Origin of the sequence: Enterobacter cloacae complex sp. 342H5 (genome assembly GCF_050030905.1) — a bacterium.
Lineage (GTDB): Bacteria > Pseudomonadota > Gammaproteobacteria > Enterobacterales > Enterobacteriaceae > Enterobacter > Enterobacter intestinihominis.
In genome coordinates, this window is sequence record NZ_JBLGVB010000001.1 from 447236 (window position 1) to 471036 (window position 23801).

The 23801-nt window shown below is 52.8% G+C and carries 23 protein-coding genes; 12 read left to right on the forward strand and 11 right to left on the reverse strand.

All coding sequences use genetic code 11. The annotated features are described in order from the left end of the window. Positions 1-4: 4 nt before the first annotated feature. The 3 genes from rpsR (at position 5) to ACQG03_RS02215 (ending at position 1805) form a co-directional block, all read left to right on the forward strand. The gene (rpsR, locus tag ACQG03_RS02205) at positions 5-232 is read left to right on the forward strand and encodes a 30S ribosomal protein S18 (RefSeq protein ID WP_000135199.1); all 228 of its coding nucleotides are present in this window, start codon (positions 5-7) and stop codon (positions 230-232) included. A gap of 41 nt (positions 233-273) precedes the next feature. Next, positions 274-723, forward strand: a complete 450-nt coding sequence (gene rplI, locus ACQG03_RS02210; protein ID WP_006810372.1) for a 50S ribosomal protein L9 — start codon at positions 274-276, stop codon at positions 721-723. A gap of 152 nt (positions 724-875) precedes the next feature. Then, positions 876-1805 (forward strand): DMT family transporter, encoded by a 930-nt coding sequence (locus ACQG03_RS02215; RefSeq protein WP_032625201.1) that lies wholly within the window; start codon positions 876-878, stop codon positions 1803-1805. 46 nt (positions 1806-1851) lie between these two features. Here the strand turns inward: ACQG03_RS02215 and ACQG03_RS02220 are convergent, their stop codons facing one another. Continuing rightward, positions 1852-2490 (reverse strand): OapA family protein, encoded by a 639-nt coding sequence (locus ACQG03_RS02220; protein ID WP_032625204.1) that lies wholly within the window; start codon positions 2488-2490, stop codon positions 1852-1854. Between the two features lie 231 nt (positions 2491-2721). Here ACQG03_RS02220 and fklB point away from each other — a divergent pair, with 231 nt between their 5' ends. After that, positions 2722-3342: an FKBP-type peptidyl-prolyl cis-trans isomerase gene (gene fklB, locus ACQG03_RS02225; protein WP_022646839.1), complete on the forward strand. Its 621-nt coding sequence runs from the start codon at positions 2722-2724 to the stop codon at positions 3340-3342. A gap of 314 nt (positions 3343-3656) precedes the next feature. After that, positions 3657-5066, forward strand: coding sequence for a D-serine/D-alanine/glycine transporter (gene cycA / locus ACQG03_RS02230; protein ID WP_022646840.1), 1410 nt, complete (start codon positions 3657-3659; stop codon positions 5064-5066). Positions 5067-5152: 86 nt separating this feature from the next. Here cycA and ytfE read toward each other — a convergent pair whose 3' ends face one another. After that, the gene (ytfE, locus tag ACQG03_RS02235; protein WP_023299148.1) at positions 5153-5815 is read right to left on the reverse strand and encodes an iron-sulfur cluster repair protein YtfE; all 663 of its coding nucleotides are present in this window, start codon (positions 5813-5815) and stop codon (positions 5153-5155) included. 245 nt (positions 5816-6060) lie between these two features. Between ytfE and ACQG03_RS02240 the strand changes: the two genes are divergently transcribed. Next, entirely contained in the window at positions 6061-7707 is a 1647-nt protein-coding gene (locus ACQG03_RS02240) for a methyl-accepting chemotaxis protein (RefSeq protein WP_045307817.1), read from the forward strand. An 80-nt stretch (positions 7708-7787) separates the two neighbouring features. On the opposite strand, the gene ACQG03_RS02245 is transcribed toward ACQG03_RS02240, so the two are convergent. Next, positions 7788-8753 carry a DMT family transporter gene (locus ACQG03_RS02245; RefSeq protein WP_022646843.1) on the reverse strand — a complete coding sequence of 322 codons (966 nt, stop codon included), beginning with the start codon at positions 8751-8753 and terminating at the stop codon, positions 7788-7790. 309 nt (positions 8754-9062) lie between these two features. On the opposite strand from ACQG03_RS02245, the gene ACQG03_RS02250 reads away from it, so the two are divergent. Then, positions 9063-9671 (forward strand): hypothetical protein, encoded by a 609-nt coding sequence (locus ACQG03_RS02250; protein ID WP_023305305.1) that lies wholly within the window; start codon positions 9063-9065, stop codon positions 9669-9671. 9 nt (positions 9672-9680) lie between these two features. On the opposite strand, the gene ACQG03_RS02255 is transcribed toward ACQG03_RS02250, so the two are convergent. Beyond that, a complete protein-coding gene (locus ACQG03_RS02255; protein WP_063163220.1) occupies positions 9681-13178 on the reverse strand; it encodes an ATP-binding protein in 3498 nt (1165 codons plus the stop codon). Continuing rightward, on the reverse strand, positions 13175-13780 hold the full coding sequence (locus ACQG03_RS02260) for a response regulator transcription factor (protein ID WP_023305307.1): 606 nt from the start codon (positions 13778-13780) through the stop codon (positions 13175-13177). The genes ACQG03_RS02255 and ACQG03_RS02260 overlap by 4 nt, the downstream gene beginning before the upstream one ends. A gap of 434 nt (positions 13781-14214) precedes the next feature. Here ACQG03_RS02260 and ACQG03_RS02265 point away from each other — a divergent pair, with 434 nt between their 5' ends. Both ACQG03_RS02265 and ACQG03_RS02270 read left to right on the forward strand, forming a co-directional pair. Continuing rightward, positions 14215-14391 carry a hypothetical protein gene (locus ACQG03_RS02265; protein WP_023305308.1) on the forward strand — a complete coding sequence of 59 codons (177 nt, stop codon included), beginning with the start codon at positions 14215-14217 and terminating at the stop codon, positions 14389-14391. A gap of 416 nt (positions 14392-14807) precedes the next feature. Continuing rightward, entirely contained in the window at positions 14808-15167 is a 360-nt protein-coding gene (locus tag ACQG03_RS02270; RefSeq protein WP_023305310.1) for a DUF4156 domain-containing protein, read from the forward strand. A 21-nt stretch (positions 15168-15188) separates the two neighbouring features. Here the strand turns inward: ACQG03_RS02270 and ACQG03_RS02275 are convergent, their stop codons facing one another. Beyond that, positions 15189-16040 (reverse strand): AraC family transcriptional regulator, encoded by an 852-nt coding sequence (locus ACQG03_RS02275; RefSeq protein WP_058647071.1) that lies wholly within the window; start codon positions 16038-16040, stop codon positions 15189-15191. An 81-nt stretch (positions 16041-16121) separates the two neighbouring features. Next, a complete protein-coding gene (locus ACQG03_RS02280; protein WP_022646845.1) occupies positions 16122-16970 on the reverse strand; it encodes an SDR family oxidoreductase in 849 nt (282 codons plus the stop codon). Positions 16971-17054: 84 nt separating this feature from the next. Between ACQG03_RS02280 and ACQG03_RS02285 the strand changes: the two genes are divergently transcribed. After that, positions 17055-17441 (forward strand): winged helix-turn-helix transcriptional regulator, encoded by a 387-nt coding sequence (locus tag ACQG03_RS02285; RefSeq protein WP_022646846.1) that lies wholly within the window; start codon positions 17055-17057, stop codon positions 17439-17441. Between the two features lie 93 nt (positions 17442-17534). On the opposite strand, the gene ACQG03_RS02290 is transcribed toward ACQG03_RS02285, so the two are convergent. Beyond that, a complete protein-coding gene (locus ACQG03_RS02290) occupies positions 17535-19478 on the reverse strand; it encodes a bifunctional 2',3'-cyclic-nucleotide 2'-phosphodiesterase/3'-nucleotidase (protein ID WP_426726067.1) in 1944 nt (647 codons plus the stop codon). A gap of 190 nt (positions 19479-19668) precedes the next feature. Between ACQG03_RS02290 and cysQ the strand changes: the two genes are divergently transcribed. Next, positions 19669-20409, forward strand: coding sequence for a 3'(2'),5'-bisphosphate nucleotidase CysQ (gene cysQ, locus ACQG03_RS02295; RefSeq protein WP_022646848.1), 741 nt, complete (start codon positions 19669-19671; stop codon positions 20407-20409). Here the strand turns inward: cysQ and ACQG03_RS02300 are convergent. After that, on the reverse strand, positions 20403-20960 hold the full coding sequence (locus ACQG03_RS02300; protein ID WP_017383934.1) for a YtfJ family protein: 558 nt from the start codon (positions 20958-20960) through the stop codon (positions 20403-20405). The two genes, cysQ and ACQG03_RS02300, sit on opposite strands and share 7 nt — an antisense overlap. 324 nt (positions 20961-21284) lie before the next feature. Here ACQG03_RS02300 and ACQG03_RS02305 point away from each other — a divergent pair, with 324 nt between their 5' ends. Continuing rightward, on the forward strand, positions 21285-21491 hold the full coding sequence (locus tag ACQG03_RS02305) for a DUF1107 domain-containing protein (protein WP_003856054.1): 207 nt from the start codon (positions 21285-21287) through the stop codon (positions 21489-21491). A 76-nt stretch (positions 21492-21567) separates the two neighbouring features. Here ACQG03_RS02305 and ACQG03_RS02310 read toward each other — a convergent pair whose 3' ends face one another. Beyond that, positions 21568-22905, reverse strand: coding sequence for a hemolysin family protein (locus ACQG03_RS02310; protein ID WP_022646849.1), 1338 nt, complete (start codon positions 22903-22905; stop codon positions 21568-21570). Between the two features lie 250 nt (positions 22906-23155). After that, complete coding sequence (gene msrA, locus ACQG03_RS02315; RefSeq protein ID WP_003856057.1) at positions 23156-23797, reverse strand: peptide-methionine (S)-S-oxide reductase MsrA; 642 nt, start codon at positions 23795-23797, stop codon at positions 23156-23158. Between the last annotated feature and the right edge of the window lie 4 nt (positions 23798-23801).

Here is a 23801-nt window from a genome sequence, read left to right on the forward strand (position 1 = left end):
CCAAATGGCACGTTATTTCCGTCGTCGCAAGTTCTGCCGTTTCACCGCGGAAGGCGTTCAAGAGATCGACTATAAAGATATCGCAACGCTGAAAAACTACATCACCGAAAGCGGTAAGATTGTCCCAAGCCGTATCACCGGTACTCGTGCAAAATATCAGCGTCAGCTGGCTCGCGCTATCAAACGCGCTCGCTACCTGTCTCTGCTGCCGTACACTGATCGTCATCAGTAATCGGGCACGGTCCATTAATACGACTTTAAGAGGATAAGGTAATGCAAGTTATTCTGCTTGATAAAGTAGCAAACCTGGGCAGCCTGGGTGATCAGGTAAACGTTAAAGCGGGTTACGCTCGTAACTTCCTGGTACCACAGGGTAAAGCTGTTCCAGCTACTAAGAAAAACGTAGAGTTTTTCGAAGCACGTCGTGCTGAACTGGAAGCCAAACTGGCTGACGTTCTGGCGGCTGCTAACGCTCGCGCTGAAGCAATCAACGCACTGGGCACCGTTACCATCGCGTCTAAAGCTGGCGACGAAGGTAAACTGTTCGGTTCCATCGGTACCCGCGATATCGCTGATGCAGTCACTGCAGCAGGCGTTAAAGTGGCTAAGAGCGAAGTTCGCATGCCGAACGGCGTTCTGCGTACCACTGGTGAGCACGAAGTTGACTTCCAGGTTCACAGCGAAGTGTTCGCTAAACTGGTTGTTAACGTAGTAGCTGAGTAATTTTTTACTCTGCTCACGTCGAAGCGCCGGCCTTGTGCCGGCGTTTTGCTTTTTAGCGTGACCCTACGTCATGTTTTGCGATTGTAAGGTCGCTATTCCTGATGCATTCTCTGATAATAAATTGAAACGCAATTTTATTTATGAGATTTGTCATGGATACCGCTCTGCCCACGCCCGTCTTTGCCCGTCGAAATGTGGCCTATGCCTGCGCCACGCTCTGCTGTCTGCTTTGGGGAAGCTCATACCCGGCCATTAAAAGTGGCTACGAACTCTTCCAGATCGCGACCGATGATATTCCGTCCAAAGTCGTCTTTGCCGGATACCGTTTTCTGTTTGCCGGTGCGTTGCTGCTGCTCTTTGCCCTGGCCCAGCGTAAACCGATTGCCAGGCTCACGCCCACGCAGTTTGGCCAGCTCACGATCCTCGGGCTGACCCAGACCACCATCCAGTACACCTTCTTTTATATCGGCCTTGCTTACACCACCGGGGTGAACGGTTCGATCATGAATGCCACCGGGACCTTCTTCAGCGTGCTGCTGGCGCACTTTATCTACCACAACGACAAACTCAGCTATAACAAAACGCTGGGCTGTGTTCTGGGCTTTACCGGCGTGATGCTGGTGAACTTCCACGGCGGGTTAAGTGATTTCCAGTTTGTCTGGCAAGGTGACGGATTTGTGGTGCTGGCGGCCTTTATTCTCTCTGCGGCCACGCTTTACGGGAAACGCATTTCCCAGACCGTTGACCCGACGGTGATGACGGGATGGCAGCTGGCGATAGGCGGGGCGGCACTGGTTGCGGGAGGCTATGCCACGGGCGGGGCGCTGGAGGTGCACAGCATGAAGGCCGTCGCCGTGCTGGGGTATCTGACGCTGCTCTCATCCGTGGCGTTTGCCCTGTGGAGCGCGCTGCTGAAAGTGAACCGCGTGAGTATGATTGCCCCGTTCAACTTTGTCATACCTGTAGCAGGAACAGTGCTCTCCGCCATATTCCTCGGCGAAGACATTCTGGACATCAAATACGCGATTGCGCTGGTGCTGGTCTGCTCGGGGATCTGGTGGGTGAATAAACGTCGTGCCTGAGAACAAAAGTGCCGGGGGGCGGCTTCGCCTTACCCGGCCTGGGCTATTAACGTGCTCTGATAAAACTGCCGTCCGGCTGGCGGGTAAACAGTACCTGCTGCCCGTTTCCGGTATCGATCGTTAACCCGGTCACCACCCCACTGGCATTCTGGCGGATCTGCACCATCTGACCATTTTGCAGGTTGCTGAGCGGCTTGCCAGCCCCCTCGACTTGCGCCATGGCATACACATCCGTTGCCGGCAGATTGTGGTCGCGGAACAGCTGAGCAAGGGTTTTCCCTGGCTCTACGCGATACGAACGCCACTGCTGCTCAATGCCGGTGGGCTGTTGCGCCTGTGGCTCTGAAGGGGCGGCGGCCTGCTCCTGATCTTCCTGAACAGGTTCAGGTTCAACCGGCGCAACCTGGCCCGGATCGTTAGACGGTGTGACCAGTTGCGTCTGCATCGGCTGTGAATCAGGCTGCGGCTGGCTTTGCGACTGGATATCCAGCTCAGCATTGCGGCTTACCGGCCCGGTATCAACGTTGTCACTGCCGGAAGGAAGCAGGAAACCGATGACCATCAGCAACGCGCCGATGATAATGCCTCTGCGGTGCAAAGGCGGCAGCGGGTCCATGATGCGAAAGTTATCCGGCGCATGCCAGATTTTCGCCAGGGTAGGTTTCAGTTCAAATCGCCCGGGCATGGCTCTCCTCCTGCTCCGCGTCTTTTTATCCTGTCCTGAGAAGTGTAGTTTGCTAACTGCCTGATGGGCGTAACAAAGCCAGCTTTCGTGACATATATTAGGGAAAATCCTGACGGCTACTATTGTTTCCGTTTCGTCGCAGTTTGTCACCTTTACTTAAGACAAAGTTTTACCCATAAGGGCATGGCTGATATGCTGCCCGCTACTTTAAATGTGATGGAAGGAAAACCCATGACCACCCCGACTTTTGACACTATCGAAGCGCAGGCAAGCTACGGCATCGGCTTGCAGGTAGGACAGCAGCTGAGCGAATCCGGCCTGGAAGGTCTGTTACCGGAAGCGCTGGTGGCGGGTATCGCTGACGCGCTGGAAGGCAAGCAGCCCGCTGTGCCGGTTGACGTTGTGCACCGTGCGCTGCGTGAAATCCACGAACGTGCTGACACTGTACGTCGCGCGCGTTTCGAAGAGATGGCGGCAGAAGGCGTGAAATATCTGGAAGAGAACCGTGAGCGTGAAGGCGTGAACAGCACCGAGTCCGGCTTGCAGTTCCGCGTAATCAATCAGGGTGATGGCGCAATCCCGGCGCGTACCGACCACGTTCGCGTACACTACACCGGTAAGCTGATCGACGGCACCGTGTTCGACAGCTCCGTCGCGCGTGGCGAACCGGCTGAATTCCCGGTCAACGGCGTGATTGCAGGCTGGATCGAAGCCCTGACCCTGATGCCAGTAGGTTCAAAATGGGAACTGACTATCCCGCACAACCTGGCATACGGCGAGCGTGGCGCTGGCGCGTCCATTCCGCCATTCAGCACCCTGGTGTTTGAAGTCGAGCTGCTGGAAATCCTGTAATCGGTTTTTCTTATTTTCCTCTCTCCGATCGGGGAGAGGAAAATAGCGATAAAACCTGGAGTTACGACGGAATCAACATTTTGTATTGCAAACGAAACTGTTACGTGTATTTTTGTGAGCTGTTTCGCGCTGTATGAGTGATATGACACTCACTTTCAACATATTATTAACATAATATTCAAATCATAGTATTCATCCCGCCGATTCTTACCTACTATCGATAAGCCCTTACAAAGGGAACGTCATTTTTTTGGCGTATTTAAAGGCCAGAAGAGCCTTAACAACACAGACAGGCATAAACAGGAAAATATCACATGGTAGATCAGGTCAAAGTCGCCGCCGCAGAAGAGGCGACGTCTGAACAGTCGCTACGGCGAAATCTCACGAACCGTCACATTCAGCTCATTGCCATTGGCGGCGCCATCGGCACAGGGCTGTTTATGGGCTCGGGCAAAACCATCAGTCTTGCAGGCCCGTCGATCATCTTCGTTTATATGATCATCGGTTTTATGCTCTTTTTCGTGATGCGTGCAATGGGTGAATTGCTGCTCTCGAACCTCGAATACAAATCCTTCAGCGACTTCGCGTCAGACCTGCTCGGCCCGTGGGCTGGCTATTTTACCGGCTGGACCTACTGGTTCTGCTGGGTGGTTACCGGCATGGCGGATGTTGTCGCTATTACGGCCTACGCCCAATTCTGGTTCCCCGGCCTGTCGGACTGGGTGGCCTCGCTGGCGGTGATTGTCCTGCTGCTGAGCCTCAACCTCGCGACCGTTAAAATGTTCGGTGAGATGGAGTTCTGGTTCGCGATGATCAAAATCGTCGCCATCATCGCGCTGATTGTCGTCGGGCTGGTAATGGTGCTGACGCACTTCCAGTCGCCAACTGGCGTTCAGGCCTCGTTTGCCCATCTGTGGAATGATGGCGGCTGGTTCCCGAAAGGCATCAGCGGCTTCTTCGCCGGTTTCCAGATTGCGGTGTTCGCGTTTGTCGGGATTGAGCTGGTGGGGACCACGGCGGCGGAAACTAAAGATCCGGAGAAATCCCTGCCGCGCGCGATCAACTCCATTCCGCTGCGTATCATCATGTTCTACGTGTTCGCGCTGATCATCATTATGTCCGTGACGCCATGGAGCTCAGTAGTGCCAACCAAGAGCCCGTTCGTCGAGCTGTTCGTGTTGGTGGGGCTGCCCGCTGCCGCGAGCCTGATTAACTTCGTGGTGCTGACCTCTGCGGCCTCTTCCGCGAACAGCGGCGTCTTCTCCACCAGCCGTATGCTGTTTGGTCTGGCGCAGGAGGGCGTTGCCCCGAGCGCGTTCGCCAAACTGTCTAAACGTGCGGTACCGGCGAAAGGGCTGACCTTCTCCTGCATCTGTCTGCTGGGCGGTGTGGTGATGCTCTACGTTAACCCGAGCGTAATCGGCGCGTTCACGATGATCACCACGGTGTCGGCGATCCTGTTTATGTTCGTCTGGACCATCATCCTCTGCTCATACCTGGTGTACCGCAAACAGCGTCCACATCTGCATGAGAAGTCGATCTACAAGATGCCACTGGGCAAGCTGATGTGCTGGGTGTGCATGGCGTTCTTCGTCTTCGTGCTGGTGCTACTGACGCTGGAAGAAGATACCCGTCAGGCGCTCATCGTCACGCCGCTGTGGTTTATTGCGCTGGGGCTGGGCTGGCTGTTTATCGGTAAGAAACGGATGGCTGGCATGCGTTAAGCATGTTGCCGGGTGGCGCTGACGCTTACCCGGCCTACGTTCGAGGACGTTGTAGGCCCGGTAAGCGCTAGCGCCACCGGGCTTTTTTATTTACCCGATAATGCACGCGGGAACAGAACATTATTCTCAAGACTGATGTGTTCCATCAGATCGTCGATCATCTCGTTGATGCCGTTGTACATCGCTTTCCAGGTGGTGCACGCCTCTGGCGGCGGTGTGACATTGTGGGTGGTGTGTTTGATCACTTCCAGCAGTTCGCCGGCGTCATCATGTTCGCTTTCCATCACGCTGATGGGCCCCATTGCCTGGCTGCCCATGCCCTGTTTGATCATCGGGAAGAGGATCTGCTCCTCTTTCATCATGTGGCTGGATAGTTCTTCGTGCAGCATGGTCAGGTATTTTGCCAGGCCGCGCGGTACGGAAGGTTTATCGGCGTGAACGCGCTCAACTTTGGTGGCCTGTAAAATCAGCTCCGGCAGCTGTTCGCGGTGACGGTCGTGGTAACGCACAATGATATGGTCGATGATTTCAGCCAGCGGCGCGGTGCGCCAGTCTTTGTCGACAGGCTGTTCTGCCAGCTTAGCCAGCTCCGCTTCGATAGCTTCTACATCCAGCTCTTTACGCGACGCTGCGCGCGCCAGCGTTTGCTTACCGCCGCAGCAGTAATCCATATCGTATTTACGGAACAGCGCAGAGGCGCGAGGGATGGAGAGCGCCAGCTCGCCTAAGGGTTGGTCGCGGAAGGCCATAGCAGTTACCTCATCATCAGGAATATAAGATGTATTTTAAATGCATCTTTATGTGGATACTATAACCCTTTAGAGGCAAGGGTAAAAATGAGAAGGGGATCACAAAAAAATCGTGCTTTTAACTTGCTGATTGAATGCAGAAAAGGGCTTTCGAAAGTTTTTAAAGGTGGAGAAACAGTAAACAACCTGCCGCGCGTGCCGATAGATACAGGTCAGACAATACCTGTATATAAAAAAGGCAACGCATGTTTAAACGTATAAAAGTCATTACTCTTTTGATTTCGGTGCTGCTTGTGCTCGGCATCATGCAACTGATCTCCGCCGGCATTTTCATTAATGCGCTCAATAACGACAAAGAGAACTTCACCGTTTCTCAGCTTTCCAGCCAGAACGTCGCGGAGTTTACCGACGCCTGGATCAGCCTGAATCAGGCGCGTGTTACCCTTAACCGCGGCATGCTGCGTCTGCAAAGCAGCATGGCGTCGCAGATTAACGGCGGGCAGCTGAACGAGCTGGTCAATACCGCGAAAAACCTGCTGGCTGATGCCCAGACACATTACGATAAATATTACGCGCTGCCGGAAACGCCGGGTATGGACGAGCACCTGGCCGACAGGCTGGAAGAGCACTACCGCATCTACTCCGCCACGCTGACGCAAATGAACATTCTGCTGGGGCAGGGCAATCTGGAAGATATGTTCAAACAAAATGCCGAACAGAAGCAGACCGCGATGCAAAAGGTCTATCGCGAATGGCGCGAGGCGCAGGCCGCGCTCACCGACAAAGGCATCAAAGACAATGAAAGCGACTACAAACGCATTCTGTGGATCCTCTCTGCGGTGATGCTGCTGGTGATCGCGGTGATTATTTCCAGCTGGATTGCGATGCGCCGCGTGCTGCTGCTGCCGCTGGAAGAGGTGATCAGCCATATCCGCGCCATTGCGGCAGGGGATTTAACCCAGCCGATTCAGGCTGAGGGTAAAAATGAAATGGCGATCCTGGCGCGCAACGTTCAGGAGATGCAGACTGCGCTGGCCAACACGGTGGGCGTGGTGCGTGAAGGCGCAGATACCATCTACACCGGCGCGGGTGAAATCTCGGCGGGCAGCAACGATCTCTCGTCTCGCACCGAGCAGCAGGCCGCTTCTCTGGAAGAGACGGCAGCCAGCATGGAACAGTTAACCGCCACCGTGAAGCAAAACGCCGATAACGCGCGTCAGGCGTCGCGTCTGGCGCTGGACGCCTCCTCCACCGCGAAGAAGGGCGGAAATGTGGTAGAAGGCGTGGTGCGCACCATGGACGAAATCGCCACCAGTTCCAGCAAAATTGCGCAAATTACCAACGTAATCGATGGCATTGCTTTCCAGACCAATATTCTGGCGCTGAACGCGGCGGTAGAAGCGGCGCGTGCGGGCGAGCAGGGGCGTGGCTTCGCGGTTGTCGCGGGTGAGGTGCGTACCCTTGCCCAGCGCAGCGCTCAGGCGGCGAAAGAGATCAAAGCCCTGATCGATGATTCCGGCGAGCGCGTTAACGCGGGCTCTCAGCTGGTAAATGAAGCGGGCGCGACGATGGCAGAGATCGTCAATGCAGTTACGCGCGTGACTGACATCATGGGTGAGATTGCGTCGGCCTCCGACGAACAGAGCCGCGGTATCGACCAGGTGGGCCAGGCGGTGGCGGAGATGGATCGCGTTACCCAGCAGAACGCCTCGCTGGTGGAGGAGTCTGCGGCGGCGGCGGCGGCGCTGGAAGATCAGGCCGCGCGCCTGAACGACGCGGTGGCGGTGTTTAAGATCACCCGTAACCAGGCGGTGAAAGCCGCGCCGGTAAAGACCTATGCACCTAAAGCGCAGCCCGTAGCGGCGTCTGAAGCGAACTGGGAAACGTTCTGATACTGTGCCGGGTGGCGCTGACGCTTACCCGGCCTACGGTTTTGTAGGCCCTGCAAGCTAAGCGCCGCTGGTCGAAAAGCTCACCCCTCCGACGCCGGAACGACCATCGGTTTTTCCGGCTTCGCTCTCACCGCAATCACCACCCCAACAACCAGCAGCGCGATCCCGCAGGCCGTTAGCAGCGGCGGCACGCTCTGGCGCATCAGGAAGGTATAGAGCAGCCCGGCCAGCGTTTCAAAGACAATCAGTGGCCCCAGTATCACCGTTGGCAGCTTCTGGCTGGCAATGTTCCAGCACAGTGCGCCAACCCACGAACAGAGCACGGCAATGGCGACCATTAGCCCGACGAATATCCACGGGCGCGGTCCGAAGGGCAGGGTAAATGCCGGTTGCTGGCTACCCAGCCAGACACACGCGCCCACATAGCCCAGCAACGAGACAGGAAGCGTGACCAGCGCCTGCGCCGTCGCCCACATCATCGGATGCTTATCCGGGTTTTCCCGCAGCCAGCGTGCGTTGCGCAGGGCATACCAGGCCCAGCAGACAACCGAAATAACCGCCAGAAAGATCCCAGAACCGTAACGCCACAAGCTGAAGTTTTCGAGGCCGTGGCGTAGCTCGGCAATATTCACGCACACCAGCCCCACGGCGATGCATACCAGCGCGGGCACCATTTTTGACCACGCCAGTTTGCCGTCACGCTGGCTATAAAGCAGGTTTGCGAAAACCGGAATGACCACCGGCAGCGTGCCGATAATCATGGTCGACACCGGCGCACCGGTACGCTGAATGGCGCTCGCCAGGCAGACGTAGTAGATAAGATTACCCATCATGGTCAGCCACAGCGCGGTGAGCCAGTCCTGGCGACTCAGCTGGCGCAGACGCGCACGCCCCAGCCATGCCAGCGGCACGGCAATAAGCCCCAGCGCCAGATAGCGTCCGGTCGACTGCAATATTGCCGGATACTCCGGCACAATCAGCGGGCCGACGAAAATCAGCCCCCACATCAACCCTGCAAGCAGGGCATACAACACGCCGCTAATCATCTTTTCGTCCACAGTAATACATGTTGTAGCCAGTGTAGGAGGCACAGATGCACGCGTATTGTATGAGGTTGCGCATTAGCGCTCAGGGAACGTAAAGACATGGGGCCAAAGCGTCAGCCGCCAGGATACTTTTTCCGTGGTTTCAGTTTAATCCTACAAGACATACCTATAAGACCTACAGGCTTCGAAGGACGGTGTCATTACTATAGTCGACGGATTTTTACGACCACGGCATAACGTCGGTTTTCATATCCTGCAATCAACGACGTGGGACGATGAGAACGATCGGCCTATTTTACAGGAAAGAAGATGCAGGAAGTCATATGGTCCGAACAGGTGATGCTGACAGGGCGTTCCCGTATTTCTATCAGCGGAGCCAATAATGTATTTTGTTCCGCGCTGGTGGTGCTTTTCAGGAATATTATTTCGCCAGACATTATTACCATGCCAGAGATCCAGGTGCAGGTCTTTGTCGGAATGACGCTGCCACAGGTGTTCGTATGGCGGATGAAGGAGGATGCGGCAATGGAAGGGAAGATCCCTCGTATTGTTTTCTGTACTGACTCTTGCTTCCGAATGCTGTCAGGGACCAGCGGATATGAACGAACACTGTTCATTACTCCAGATACCAGCATTTATGCGGTGGCTGAAATAATCAGACGCTGGATTGCCGGTTACGCCTCGCACGCTTCGGACAACGTTCTGCCTCTGCTCACTCGATGTGATAACCGAACCATGCAAATGCTGGAAAAAGATATCCCACTTCCTCTTGAGGCCAGACGGCTCTTTCGCTCGGTAAAAACGCTTTATTGTCAGCGCGCTTTACTGTCGGACCGGATCGGGACGCACAGCCGTCAGGAATTATATCTAAAAGCGCGTCTGATACTCAGTCAAAGCCAAACATTAGCGCTTGGTTAGGCTCAAGGTTCATGACGAGAGATCGCTTACCGCATCTTCAAGACGTAGCGCAAGCTGAAGGCAGAGGCTGATGGTTTTCCTGTCTGCGGCTTCTTCCAGTTCAGTACATAAGTCAGCCAGCGAATCGTTCTTCAGAAGATAAAAACCACCTTTCATCAGGTGAGCAAGTTCGGCGATCTGCAAGAAATCTTCCGCGCTGATAGCGTCGTGCAAATCGCTGATGGTGACGTCGAGATGCGCTAAGCAGGAGTTAAATACATGCTGGTCGACCCGATCTTCCGCTTTTGCGCATGTGTTTGTGGCGGGCTGGATAGCGCTGGCAAATTTGCTTAATGCGAGGGATAGGGTTTTGAGCGAAACGGGTTTAAAGAGGCATTCCGTCATCCCGGCCTGAAGACAGGCTCCTCTTTGTTCATCGCGGGCATCAGCCGTCAGGCCGATAATTACAGTATCGCTGTTTTCCTTACGGATTAATTTTGTCAGCTCAATTCCTGAGATATACGGCATATTACAGTCAGTGATAATAATCTCGGCACCGGTGCTTCTCCACTGAGCATATGCGTCACGAGGATCGCTACATTCGATCACGACGTAGCCAAGGTATGACAGCTGCTTATTTAACAGCATGAGATTTGGGTAAAAATCATCAACGACAAGAACGGTGGCTGAGCTGTTTTGACGCTGGATATCTATAACCTCTGCCGCAGCACGCTTGCTCTTCTGTTGGCTTACGCCCACTTTTAACGTAATGTCGACTCTGGTTCCCACGCCCGGTTGACTATGAAGTTGTATGCCTCCACCCAAAGCTTCACAAAGCCGGCGAGAGATGAGGAGTCCAAGCCCGGAGCCTGACTGATGAGAATAGCCGTTAATATCAGCCTGGGAAAAAGGTCGGAATAATGTCTGTTGCCCTTCAGGCGATATACCGCAGCCCGTATCCGTTATGGCAATTTGCAGCAGGGCGACGTCTGTGACTTGAGAATTAACGCATTCTACTGCGACACGCACTTCGCCTTCATTCGTGAATTTGATGGCATTACTGATGATATTGCTGACAACCTGTCTGAACCGAAGCTCATCTGTTGTCACAATGATGTCGTCGAGCTTTGCTGGATATAGGAGTACAAGCTCGATACCGTTGTTGAACGCGCCAGGCCTGAATAAGGAGATAATCTGTTCAATGGTTTTTCTGAGCTCCATTTCTGTATAATGAATAACCAGTTTTTCAGATTCAATCATGGAAATATCAAGGATATTACCAATAAGTTCCTGTAGTACGTTTGACGAAGAATAGGCGACGTCGAATGCGGTACTGTCTATGATTCCATCGTGGAGTTTTTTTGTTCCAAGCTCCAGCATACCGATAATGGCATTCAGAGGCGTTCTAATTTCATGGCTCATGGTGGCAAGAAAAGTGGATTTTGCTACATTCGCCCTTTCAGATTCCTTCCTGGCTGCTCTTAGGCTCTCTTCCATTTCGATTCTCGACGTGATGTCAATCCAGCCGCCAATAACGCCATTTACGCGGCCTTCGGCATCCAGGAATGGCACCATCCAGTGATATATCACGGCATCAGGGCGCCCATCGCTGAATGTAATTGCCCGGTCTTTCGATATTGATACCTTATCCCGTAACACGCTGAAGAAATCCTGGCGGTATGTTTCAAGAGACGAAGGATGTGAGGCCGTTGTATTTTCAAACTCAGCCTGACTAAAAGCGTATTCCTGTTCGATATGGAAATCTTTTAAAGCTTCCGTATAGGCCTCATTAAACGATATGAGCTCTGCATCTTTATTACGAACATACAGGGGATTCGGCGTGCCGTTGATAAGCGCGTTTGTCAAAGCCAGCTGATCGTCCAGTTTTCTCTGGGTCCGCTGTGCATGTCGAACGTGCTTTCGAAGGACAAGCGCCCAGCCGGTGGAAATCATGCCCAGCAGGAGAAGGACTATTACCGTGTAGAGAATGGCGGTTTTGTTTGCTTCGATGAAACTTGTTTTTGATGGCGCGGCGGTCCATTTCGTGGTGATATCGTCGAGTTCAGATCCGGCGAGGTTCTTTAATGATTTATTGATTATTTCATACAAAATTTCATTGTGCGCGGAAATGCCCAGGGAAAGTTTGGCAAAATTTCCATCAACTATATCGTCTATGGCCAGGGAATATTGATGCGTGTGTGTGTAATAATTAGCGGAGACAAAATTATCAAGTACGGCATCGACTTTGTTACTGCTTAATAAATTATAGGCAGCTGCCGTCGAAGATACAGGCACAACGGTATACGAAGTGAGATCATAACCCTCGAGATGATTAACATCCATAAAAGTCGCGATCCGGCGAGCGCGCGTAGGCAATTTTTTTAGGCTCTCACCGTGACGAGTAACGAAAACAAGAGGAAATTGAATGAAGCTTCGGGTAAACCGATATCGCGTATCGGTGTTGTATACGGAGCTGGCAAAGCCAACGATCTGATCAGGATTAATGTTCTTTGATGACGGGTTTTCTGGCAAAAATGCAAACGTAACGTTAAGCATTTTGCCAATCAGGCTAAAGACATCAGGGATGATGCCAGTAAACGTCCCGTTAGCATATTCTGAAAAAGGTGGCGCGGTTGTTGGCAGCTGAACATAAAACTGCTTCTTACCTTGTAACCACCGGGCTTCCTTTTCGGTGAGATATTGTGGTGAGCCCGGCGTGATAAAATCACTGGATTTATCCCAGCCCCTTATGAATTCTGACAGATCTGACTGGGATATCTTTTGTAGCCCGGATTCTATGATTTGTCTGGTTTTTATATCAGAGTTACGTATTGCGAAATATACTTTTCCTTCTGCCTGGTTAATGGTATTAAGCTGGCGACTGACGTGAAGAGTATTGAAAACGCTATTGTTATAAAAATAACCAGCACTTATTGCATCACCCACATAGATATCGTTTTTATGGAGGGCGACAGAGGCAAGCGCATTCAGTACGGAATCGTAGCGGTTTATTTTTGCTTCAGGATAGCGCTCTTTTATAAACTCATCAGAAATAAACCGATCAACGATGGCAATCGTCTCGTAATCTTTTGTATCGGGTTTATTTTCCGCGGGTGCGATTTCAACTATTTTATTCGTTGAAATAACCGGGAGATAAGAATACCTGGATTTTTTCGTTTCAGTTACCGGACCAGTGGTCGTGATCGCATCAATAGACCCTTCTGCCAGCGCGTCAAAAGCAGCGACAGCGTTATCGAAAAGGGTGACAGAGAAATGGATATCCGAATTATTACGGATTGTCCGCAGTATGTCGGCATTGATCCCATCAAGGTATTCGCTATTAATAACGATATCGAAAGGCGGATAATCGGGCCTGAAAACACCCACCTTCAGAGATTGCTTATAAAAACGCTGGATGGTTGTATCGGGGTAAAGTTCCAGAGACAGAGATTTGTCGCTCAGTGGTTCCGCACAGGCGTACAATGGCATTAAAATAAGCAGCAGCTTAAAGTGAACCCATCGCTTCATTCAATCTTTTCTCTTTTAGCAATCTCGATCAAATCAACCAGTGTCGTAACGCCCATTTTTGTCATTATCCGGGTTTTATAGGTACTGATTGTTTTGCTGCTCAGGCACATGCTGTCTGCTATTTCAATATTTTTCATTCCAGCAATGATTTTACGCAGTACCTCTAGCTCGCGGTTTGTCAGTGAGGATGATTTTCTTGATGTAAAATTGTTGGCATAGCTTATATTTGGAAAAAATGTAAAACCAGAATTGATGGCTTTGATCGCCGCTGAAACATCTTCCATACCCTCATTCTTTGTCAAAAATCCAGACACGCCGGACATCATGCATCTGCTGGCATAGAGTTCCGCTGACTGTGAGGTGAACACCAGGATTTTTGTATTAATCTCTGCTTTTCGCACCGCCGCGATAACCGACATCCCATCCATGTTAGGAATACCAATATCCAGTATGACGATATTGTATTTCCCTTTTTTTATCTGGTTTATAGCCTGCGCACCGTTATCACATTCATCCACATGAGTGAAGCCTATCTTTTCTAATGTCATTTTCAATGCCATGCGGACTGAAGGATGATCGTCTACAACAAGTGCGGTTTTCATACTAACCCTTAATATAATCGGCAAGCGATGCATTATTCTGATGTTAACGCATTAGCCTGGTTCATTCCACTGGTGCGGCGACAAACTGGCTGTAGGTTGAACCCGTGCAGTCAGTTCATTTCAAATCAGGCTTCACCAAAACAACCTGAATGCGTAAAATGTATATAACGTGTTGAATAATAGGTTGTTAAATCGTTCTGTTTACTTGCTACTTAACGCTCAGTATAGCCATTTTTACTACAGAACGAGGTGTCCCTTTTCGCTTTCACGTGTAAGGTTTTTCCTCTTTTTATCGTCACTGACTGATTTCCGTAACACGCAACTCTCCACGCAGGATTGTGGGACTTTTCCTACGTACATTGTCGCCAACGCTGATGTTATCCATTCGGCTGGTAAAATAAAATACAGTCAGTTCGATGTTGACAGGAAAACAAATGAAATTACATTTTTTAAAAAATGCGCTACTGCTGCTTTCAATAACGCTTTTTACCGGCTGTACGGCTAATTCATGGATTGATGCGGTTGGAAGTGTGTTAGAGGAGAAAGATAAATATGAGAAAGATTCGCGATCCAAAAGAATTAAGGCTGCCAATAAGGCAGCAGGCTACTAGATTATTTCAGGCGTGGTAAGCGTTTTTGATGGTTTTTCATTTTTTATCTGCACCATATTAATAGCCACAGCGAGCTGGCGATTATGTTTGTCTTACGATCGAACGTTAATGTAATAATTGTGATAAAACTATTTTTAGTCTGCTTAATGGCGGTGTTTGCACTAATGGTTGTAAACCCAAGCGCGATCTTTGGAAACAGGAGTAATGAAGAAATCAATGAAAGCGAAGACCATTATCGTGCTCAGGATTTAGCCCGGCAAAAACCGGTTTTATTTGTGACCGGCTTTAGATGAGGAATTATAATTCTTGAGTTGAATGTAACATTACTCTATTATTGATGCGCTATTTGAGTGATCGCGCGTGTATAACAAAAATGCCTGATAACTCATTTTATTTCAAAGGGATAAAATAAAGACATGAAAAAAAGAGCGATAGTATTATTCAGTATGGCGTTAACCGCATGCTCAGCAAATAACTTGAACCAGGGCGCTGAACGGGTACGTATTACTAATACTGAACCAACCGGCAATTGTACATTCCTGGGGGAAGTGACGGGCAGCCAGGGAAACTTCTTCACGGGTGGATGGACGTCAAACTCTAATCTTGAGACTGGCGCACGTAATGATTTAAAAAACCAGGCTTACAGTATGGGGGGTAACGTTGTCGTTATTCTTACGCAGCGAGCAGGGCAGACCGGGAGCGCCTACTTCGGCTCAGGTTCCAGCCAACAAACTAACGTTACGCTAAGCGGTACAGTGTATCGCTGCAATAACTGATAAATAATCTAAGCACAGTATTTAACGTGCAATAAAGCCCTGAGCCGTTAAGCGCGGCGAAACCTGCTTCTGGTAACGCACGGGCGTAATGCCGTAGCGGCGGGTAAAGGCGCGGGTCAGGTGAGACTGATCGGTCAGCCCCGTTGCGGCGGCCACCTCGGCGGCAGGCATGCCATGGGTGAGGAATGCTTTGGCGCGCCACAGCCGGATGGCCATCAGCATCTGGTGTGGGGTGACGTGAAAATGGGCCTTAAACTGGCGCTGGAAATGGTACGGACTGAGCGACACAACGTTCGCCAGTTCGTCCAGCGTAAGGGCGCGCATATAGTTGTCGTGCAGATAGTCGCGAACGCGCTCGAAGCGGTGCGCGCCCTCCCGGGCTACCGGCGCGTGACGGGCCAGCGGCTGGAACGTCTCAATCAGATCCAGCAGCAACCCTTTTTGTGCCAGCGCATCGTTCGTATGCCAAAGGCCGTAAATCAGCTGGCCAATTTGCTGCGAGCGCAGCGGGTCGTGGCGGGTCACGTCGCTAAACCACCAGTGGCGAAGGCCGGTGACTTCTTCCAGCAGGTCGGGTTCGATATAGACCATCCGGTAGCGCCAGCCGCCTTCGGTGGCGGATTCGCCCGTGTGGATCTCGTCCGGGTTCATGGTCACGACCGATTTTTCAGCGGCTAAGTGTTGGGTACCGCGATAGCGGAAGCGTTCGGCGCCGGTTTCAATGGTGCCGATACCGAAGGCTTCATGCGTGTGAGGCTCAAAGGCGTAGTCAGCAATATGCGCGTGATATAGCTCCAGACCCGGCAACTGCGCCAGATGGCGAAAGCGCGCGCTGTCTCTCTCATCAGTAAACTGTTCCGGTACGCCTTGCACGGTGAGCCTCCTTGTGGGTCATCGCTTCATTATCCGAGATGACCCGAAGGGATGCCACAAAAAATAACCAATTCTTAACAATTACAGAATGGCTTTGATGCTCTCCGCCAGCGGCGTGGTCGGACGGCCAATCAGTTTGCTCAGGGTACGGCTGTCGTCAAACAGGCCGCCTTTGGACGCACCGGTATCGGAATCCGCCAGCATCTCCGCCAGCCCGGCAGGCAGACCAACGCCTTTCAGTGCAGCGGCATAATCGGCTTCGCTGAGGTTCTGATACGTTACCGGCTTACCGCTCTGCTTGCTCAGCTCCGCAGCCAGTTCGCTCAGCGTCCAGGCATTGTCACCTGCCAGTTCATACACCTTGCCGGCGTGACCCTCTTCAGAAATCACTTTTGCCGCAGCCGCCGCGTAATCCGCACGGGTCGCAGAGGCAATTTTGCCTTCGCCTGCGGCACCTATAAATACGCCGTGTTCCAGCGCTGGCGGCGCGCTTGCCAGGTAGTTTTCGGTGTACCAGCCGTTGCGCAGCAGGGCGTAAGGCACGCCTGAAGCCGCCAGTGCATTTTCGGTTTCGACGTGCTCAACGTGCAGACCCAGCGGGGAGGTATCCGCATGCAGCAGGCTGGTGTAGGCGATAAGTTTCACCCCGGCGGCTTTGGCGGCGTTAATCACGTTCTGATGCTGTGCGGCGCGCTGGCCCACTTCGCTGGAGGAGATAAGCAGCAGCTTATCCACGCCGTTCAGGGCGGTGGTGAACGCGGCCTGGTCGGTATAGTCCGCCTGACGTACCACAATTCCCCGCTGGCTTAAGGCGTCGGCTTTTGCCGGGTTACGCACAATAGCCACGATCTGGCTGGCCGGAACGGTTTTCAGCAGTTCTTCAATAACGTGTTGGCCAAGCTGGCCGGTTGCGCCGGTAATCGCGATCATGATGAATCTCCTTCGTGTTTGTCTGGTGTTGTGGCACACTATCACCATAACTAACTTTTAGTAAGTACGCACAAAAAGGTAAGTATGAAAACACCGATACCGACGCTCAGCGAGCAAATGCGCGATGGCAATCTCTTCGCAGAACAGTGCCCGTCACGGGAAGTGCTCAAACATGTTACCAGCCGCTGGGGCGTGCTGATCCTGGTGGCGTTACGTCAGGGGACGCATCGTTTTAGCGATCTGCGCCGCAAGCTGGGCGGTGTGAGCGAGAAGATGCTGGCCCAATCGCTTCAGGCGCTGGAGCAGGACGGGTTTGTCGATCGCGTTTCTTATCCGGTTGTGCCGCCGCACGTGGAATATAGCCTGACGCCGATGGGGCTGGAGGTGAGCGAGAAGGTGGCCGCGCTGGCTGACTGGATTGAGGTGAATACGCCGAAGGTGATGGCGAATCGGGACGATCGTGCGGCATGAAATGCCGGGTGGCGGCTTCGCCTTACCCGGCCTACCCGCAATCCTCGATCCCGTAGGCCGGGCAAGCGCAAGCGCCACCCGGCACAATCATCGCTACCTGCTCAAATCCACCTGATAAATCGCGAACCCAATATCATCCGTCGCGACCTGTTTCATCGGATACTGCGCCTTATCCTTGATAAACGCGGCTGCTTTACCGGACGGTGATGTCTCAAAGCGAATATCCAGCGTCGTGTCGCTGTGGATCGGCGCCAGACGCCAGTTGTTATCCACCGCCGGATGAATTTCACCCGCTTTTTTCGACTCCGCGCTAATCCACGCCGCCAGCACCGAACGGTTCTCATCCGGCGAGGCAAAGGCGATGTGGCTGTCACCCGTACCGGCAAACTTACCGCCATAGGCGCGGTAGTTGTTGGTCACCACGAGGAAAGTGGCATTCGGATCAATCGCTTTGCCGTTGAAGGTCAGGTGTTTAATGCGTTCTGCCTGCGGATTAATGGCCTGACATTCGCCGTCATATTTCGCGGGCTGGGTTACATCAATCTGATATTCCACGCCGTCGATCACGTCGAAGTTGTAGGTGCGGAAACCGTCCCAGTTTATCAGCGACTGCGGTTTGCTGCTGTGCGGATCGATCTGGTTGAACTGTCCGGCAGAGCACTCCAGCCACTCCTTCACCTCTTTCCCGGTGGCTTTCACCACCACGAGGGTGTTGGGATAGAGGTAGAGATCGGCGGCATTACGGAAGGTCAGCTGGCCTTTTTCCACCTCAACGTAGCTGGCCGGATCGTTCTTACGCCCGCCCACTTTGAATGGCGCCGCGGCAGACAGAACCGGCAGATTGGCCAGATCCGGATCGCCCTGAATATAGTGCTCGGCATAGGCTTTCTGCGCCATGTTGACTACCTGCACGGTCGGGTCATCCTGTACCAGCGCGAGGAAGCTGTACATGTTATCAGCCGATTTACCGATCGGCTTGCTGACAAATTCACGCGTTGCGTCGTGGTCATGCTTCAGGACATCGACCAGCTTTTTATCTTCTTCGGCCAGGGATTTTTTTGCAGCGGCATCATAAATCGGACGCGCTTCCGCTTTCGACTGCGTGACTTTCCAGCTCCCGCTGTCGTTATTCAGCACCAGATCTACCACGCCAAGGTGGTCGCCCCACATGCCCGGCATCACCGATGGCACACCGTTGAGCGTCCCTTTTTCGATGTCCGCGCCTTTGATACTGGCGAAATCTTTGCCCGGGAAGACGGCGTGGGCGTGACCAAACAGGATCGCATCCACGCCCGGTACCTGGCTGAGGTAATACACGGAGTTCTCAGCCATCGCCTGATACGGGTCGGCCGAGAGGCCAGAGTGGGCCACAACGACCACCACATCCGCGCCTTTCGCCCGCATCTCCGGCACGTATTTGCGCGCCGTTTCGGTAATGTCGTTGACGGTTACTTTCCCGTCGAGGTTGGCTTTATCCCACGTCATGATCTGCGGCGGCACAAAGCCGATATAGCCGATTTTCAGCGTCTGTTTTTTACCGTCCTGGTCGACAACCTCGGTCTCTTTAATCAGGTAAGGGGTAAAGAGCGGCTTTTTCGTCTTAACGTCGATGATATTGGCATTAACGTACGGGAATTTTGCTCCTGCCAGCGCATCGTGCAGGTATTTCAGGCCGTAGTTAAATTCGTGGTTGCCCAGGTTGCCGACGGCATAGTCCAGCGTATTCATTGCCTTATAAACAGGATGGATCTCGCCTTTCTTCAGCCCCTTCGCCGCCATGTAGTCGCTGAGCGGGCTGCCCTGAATTAAGTCCCCGTTATCGACCAGCACGCTGTTTTTCACTTCACCGCGGGCGGCGTTGATCAAACTTGCCGTACGTACCAGTCCGAATTTTTCGACAGGCGTATCTTTGTAGTAATCGAAGTCCATCATGTTGCCGTGCAGATCGGTGGTTTCCAGAATGCGGAGATCCACCGTCGCTGCCTGAACGCTTGCCGCAATCAGCGTTGCCAGGAGCGTTGCGCTAAACTTAATCATCTGAGGAGTCCTTTTTTCGATCCAAGCCACAAAAGAGTATGTATGTAGTATTTGTTGCTTACAGAAGTGTGAATGCTGCCAGAAAAAAGAACGCTGAAACCAGAATTGCTTCACAGATAGCGGAATTGTTCACATTACGATATAACTAAAACAATAAGTTATGCCCACTGCGTTAACGAAGAGGTGGAGAATGTTAGATCAAATTTGTCAGCTCGCACGGGATGCGGGTGATGCCATTATGCAGGTGTACGACGGTGCGAAACCGATGGATGTTGTCAGCAAAGCGGACGACTCCCCGGTGACGGCGGCGGATATCGCGGCGCATACGGTGATCCTGAAAGGTTTGCAGACCCTGACGCCGGATATTCCGGTCCTTTCTGAAGAAGCGCCCCAGGGCTGGGACGAACGTCAGCACTGGCAGCGTTACTGGCTGGTGGACCCGCTGGACGGCACGAAAGAGTTCATCAAGCGTAACGGTGAATTTACCGTGAATATCGCCCTGATTGAAAAAGGAAAGGCGGTGCTTGGCGTGGTTTATGCCCCGGTGATGAAGGTGATGTACAGCGCGGCGGAAGGTAAAGCCTGGAAGGAAGAGTGCGGCGTGCGTAAGCAGATCCAGGTGCGAGATGCCCGTCCTCCGCTGGTGGTGATCAGCCGCTCGCACAGCGACAGCGAGCTGGAGGAGTACCTGCAACAGCTGGGGGAACACCAGACGACGTCGATTGGCTCGTCGCTGAAGTTCTGTCTGGTGGCGGAAGGGCAGGCGCAGTTGTACCCCCGTTTCGGGCCGACGAACGTCTGGGATACGGCGGCAGGGCATGCGGTGGCTGCGGCCGCAGGCGCGCATGTGCATGACTGGCAGGGTAAGCCACTGGACTACACCCCGCGCGAGTCATTCCTCAATCCTGGCTTCAGGGTGTCACTTTACTGAGTCAGCAGCTTATGCAGCAGGGCAACCACCTGCTGCACCTCATCCTGCGTCAGCGCGCCGTCCTTAACCCACTGTACGCGACCGTTTTTGTCCAGCACAACAATCGCTGAACTCTCTTCTTCCAGCTGCCACGCTTTACGCGTCACGCCGTTGCTGTCGACAATAAACTGCGACCAAGGATAGAGCTTCTTATTGCTCTCAAGGCTTGAGCGCACAAACATCCCGGAGCCGGGAATCGCGTCGTCGGTATTCACGATGGTGGTGGTCTGGTAGCGATCGTGCGGGAGTTTTGCGGCCTTGATCGCTTCCACGAGGGTGGCGTTTTTCTCTTTAGCGGATGTACGTCCGGCAATATGCTGTACAACTCTCACTTTGCCCGCAAGCTGCGCGCTATTCCAGGCTTTATAGCTAAACTTATCATTGTCGAGAATCAATTCTCCCCGGTCAGCAATGCCGACCGGCGGGACACGTTGTCCTTTTTCAATGTTGTGTGCGGAAGCCATCAGCGGCAGCAACAGGCAAGCTGCTGCCAGGAGGTTACGTAGGGTCATGGTGTTTCCTTATTGTGAGCAGGTGATCCGACCACTTGGTCATGCGCTTTTAATCATAAGTGCGATCAATGGGCTTTTCCCGCAATCCCGATGCCAGTTTGCGGGCGAACGCACATATCCACGCAAAAACGACGGCATATACTGCTCTGTATCACGCTTTGCAAAGATTATTCTGAATAATTGTAATCAAACGGTAAATAAACTTATGCACACTGGGTAAGTACGAGGTTCTGGTCTATAGTCATTGGGCATCAAAATTTGCGCTCAGGACAGTCGGGCCGATTGTGGCACCGCAAGGGCGTATGATTCGCAGGAGATACAAGAATGAAAATTTTCCAACGCTACAACCCGCTTCAGGTGGCGAAGTACGTGAAGATCCTGTTCCGTGGACGGTTGTATATCAAGGATGTTGGCGCTTTTGAGTTCGATAAGGGCAAAATCCTTATCCCGAAAGTGAAGGACAAACAGCACTTGTCTGTGATGTCCGAAGTCAACCGTCAGGTTATGCGTCTGCAAACTGAGATGGCTTAACCAACGTGCTATGCAGTAGTAGTTAAAAAGACGGCTCCCGATGGGAGCCGTTGATGTTTGTGGGACATACAAAGGGTTACGCCGACACCTTATCTTCCGCATCTGGCAGCTTCGGTACCAGCACGGTCGGTTTACTATCAATGCGCGTTACCAGCAGCTGGTCGATGCGGTAGTTATCAATATCCACCACTTCAAACTTGAAGCCAGAGAATTTCACCGAGTCGGTACGTTTCGGGATCTTACGCAGCATAAACATCATAAAGCCGCCGATGGTCTCGTAGTTTCCGGACTGCGGGAACTCGTCGATGTCGAGCACGCGCATGACGTCTTCAATCGGCGTACCACCATCGATCAGCCATGAGTTCTCATCACGCTGCACAATTTGCTCTTCCAGCCCCTGGCCGACCAGGTCGCCCATCAGCGTCGTCATGACGTCGTTGAGGGTGATAATGCCCACCACCAGCGCATATTCGTTCATGATCACCGCGAAGTCTTCACCGGCGGTTTTGAAACTTTCCAGCGCTTCGGAGAGCGTCAGGGTGTCCGGCACAATCAGGGTGTTGCGGATCTGCACGCCGCTGTTCAGCGCCAGGCTCTGGTTTGCCAGCACGCGGTTCAGCAGGTCTTTGGAGTCCACATAGCCGATGATATGGTCGATATCTTCGTTACAGACCAGGAACTTGGAGTGCGGATGCTGCGCCACTTTAGTCTTCAGGCTCTGCTCGTCTTCATGCAGATCGAACCAGATGATGTTCTCACGGCCGGTCATGGAGGACGGCACGGTACGGGATTCCAGTTCGAAAACGTTCTCGATCAGCTCGTGCTCCTGCTTGCGCAGCACGCCTGCCAGCGCCCCGGCTTCCACCACCGCATAAATATCGTCAGAGGTGATGTCGTCTTTACGCACCATCGGCAGCTTGAAGATGCGGAAAATGACGTTCGCCAGGCCGTTGAAGAACCACACCAGCGGACGGAAGACATACAGGCAGAAGCGCATCGGGTTGATGATACGCAAAGCCACAGCTTCTGGCGCAATCATACCGATGCGTTTCGGGGTCAGGTCCGCGAATAGAATGAACAAACCGGTGACCAGCGAGAAGGAGAGGATGAAGCTCAACTGCTCGGCCAGCTCTGCGGACATGTACTTTACAAACAGGCTATAAAACGCCGGAGAAAATGCTGCATCGCCCACGATACCGCCAAGAATGGCGACCGCGTTCAGGCCAATCTGCACCACGGTAAAGAACATGCCTGGGTTTTCCTGCATTTTCAGAATGCGTGATGCGTTGATGTTGCCCTCGTCGGCAAGCAGCTTCAGTTTGATTTTACGGGAGGCAGCCAGCGAGATCTCCGATATCGAGAAAAATGCACTGACGGCAATAAGACAAAGTATTACTAAAATACTGTTTAACATAGTTTATCCGGCTTCTCGCCAGATCCTCAGAAGGGGAGTTGATACCATTCGTGTGAAGACACATTGAACTCAGCTCGTAGCGTTGAGCCGATTATTTCAGCGGTAGTATAGCGTAAAGGCGTGTAAATCTGCCAGAGGTCACGTTTTCGGCAAAAAGTGGCCGGATGAAAAGGCAGTGAGTGGTTAAGTAATGAACTGACACTTTTGCTTACAGGCGCGCCACGCGGCTCGCGTGGCGCTGATGCAGTAATCAGTCCTGCTGTGGAGGCAGACAGACGCCGATGCCGCCAATGCCGCAGTAGCCGTACGGATTTTTATGCAGGTACTGCTGGTGGTCGTCTTCGGCATAGTAGAACGGTTTCGCAGTAGCGATTTCCGTCGTGACCTGACGTTTATCACCGGCTGCCTGCATCGCTTCCTGGAAACGCGTCAGGCTGGCGTGGGCCGCAGCCTCCTGCTCAGGGGTGAGCGGATAGATGGCCGAGCGGTATTGGGTGCCGTGATCGTTACCCTGACGCATGCCCTGCGCCGGGTCATGGTTTTCCCAGAACACCTGGAGCAACTGTTCATAGCTGATGACGCTCGGGTCATACACCACACGCACCGCTTCAGCATGACCGGTCTCACCGGAACAGACTTCGCGGTAGGTTGGGTTAGGCGTATATCCTCCGGTGTAGCCCGCAGCGGTGCTGTACACGCCCGGCAGTTGCCAGAACAGGCGTTCTACGCCCCAGAAGCAGCCCATGGCAAACAGGGCGATCTCCATTCCATCAGGAACGTTTGTCATTGAATGGTTGTTTACGGCGTGTAATGTCGCCACTGGCATAGGGGTGTTGCGTCCCGGTAACGCATCGGCTTGTGATACCAGATGCTTTTTATCAAATAAACTCACGGTG